Source organism: Pseudoalteromonas sp. PAST1, from assembly GCF_021532515.1.
Taxonomy (GTDB): domain Bacteria; phylum Pseudomonadota; class Gammaproteobacteria; order Enterobacterales; family Alteromonadaceae; genus Pseudoalteromonas; species Pseudoalteromonas simplex.
Map to the genome: position 1 here is coordinate 1 of NZ_JAKGBH010000122.1, position 1,635 is coordinate 1,635.

Sequence of the window (1,635 nt, forward strand, 5' to 3'; positions counted from 1 at the left end):
CCCCCTGTGTCAGGATAGTTGTCGCCTCAGTTTTTCATAGCATTAAACAGGAGGCGGAAGTTAGGTATGAGTGAGACATTATCCAGAAGAACATAAAAAGGCAGTGGTTAGTAAGTTGATTGAAAGCGGTTTATCATTACGCCAGTTCGCACAAAGAGAAGGTGTTAGCCTGTCTACTTTGTATGGTTGGCGGGATAAGTATACAGAGGCCGATTTCAGTTTGACGAAAAGTAATACGCCAGAGAATTGGACAGCAGAGCAGAAGTTTTCTGCCGTGATAGAGACTGCTGCCATGTCGGAAGTTGAGGTAAGTGAATATTGCCGGAAAAAGGGTCTCTTCCCGGAGCAACTTCAGCAATGGAAACATAGCTGTATCTCTGGTAATCAATCCGAGACGGATAAGCGTAAACAGCAGGCCCAGGAACGTAAAGCGGATAAGAAGCGCATTAAAGAGCTGGAGAGAGAGCTAAAGCGAAAAGACGCAGCGTTAGCCGAAACTGCTGCGCTTCTGGTGCTCAGAAAAAAGTTAAATGCCTACTGGGGGGAAGACGAGGACAATTAACCACGTTCTCAGATAGGCAATACTATGTTTCACTGATTGATGAAGCCGTTAGCGCGGGGGCCAGAAAGCACAAAGCCTGTGACATCATCGGCTTATCCCTGCGCACGTTACAACGCTGGCGTGACGCGGATGGGATTTGTGCAGATATGCGCCAGGAGGCGGTCAGGCCGACGCCTGCTAATAAGTTAACTAAGGTAGAACAACAAGCCATTTTGGATATCTGCAATGAAGAGCGGTTTGCCAGTCTGCCGCCCAGTCAGATTGTGCCCATGTTGGCCGATGAGGGAGTTTATCTGGGTTCGGAATCGAGCTTTTACCGTATACTGAAAGCCAATAATCAGCTTACCCACAGAGGCAAAGCAAAACCCAAAGGTACACTGGCAAAACCTGATGGGTTTACCGCTAAGGGCCCCTGTGAAGTGTGGACCTGGGATATATCGTACTGCCCCTCTACAGTCATTGGTCGGTTCTTTTATCTGTACATGATAATGGATATCTTTAGCCGTAAAGTCGTGGGATGGGAAGTATATGACTGTGAGTCTGGTGAGTATGCCGCTAACCTATTAGAACGCACGCTATGGTCTGAGAAATGCATGAATGAAGAGATAATCTTACATTCTGATAATGGCAGTCCGATGAAGAGCCTGACCATGCAAGCAAAGATGATTGAAATGGGCGTTATCGGCTCGCGTAGCCGCCCCGGTGTCAGTAATGACAATCCCTACTCAGAATCTCTGTTCCGCACCATCAAATACTGCCATAGGTGGCCAAGTGAAGGCTTTAAGTCACTGGAAGAAGCGCGAGCATGGGTGCGCGATTTTGTCCGCTGGTATAACACAGAACATCGCCACAGCCGCATAAGATTCGTTACCCCAGAGCAGCGACACACAGGTGAAGACCAACGGATACTGGCAAAGCGCACTGAGTTATATGCCACGGCAAAAGTGAGAAATCCAAGTCGTTGGTCTGGTGAGACCAGAAACTGGGATAAGATCGGAAGCGTGGAGTTAAATCCGGAGAATAAAAAAGAAGCAGCTTAACAGCTCAGGCGACAACTACCTTGAAAAACGCCG

General features: G+C 48.0%; 1 protein-coding gene. It reads left to right on the forward strand.

The annotated features are described in order from the left end of the window. The first annotated feature begins 70 nt into the window (after positions 1-70). Positions 71-1,602, forward strand: a protein-coding gene (locus tag L1272_RS22940) for an IS3 family transposase (protein WP_442960598.1) whose coding sequence is annotated in 2 segments (ribosomal slippage) — positions 71-533 and positions 533-1,602 — 1,533 coding nt in all. Because the reading frame shifts where the segments join, the coding sequence is not laid out codon by codon here. Positions 1,603-1,635: the final 33 nt, after the last annotated feature.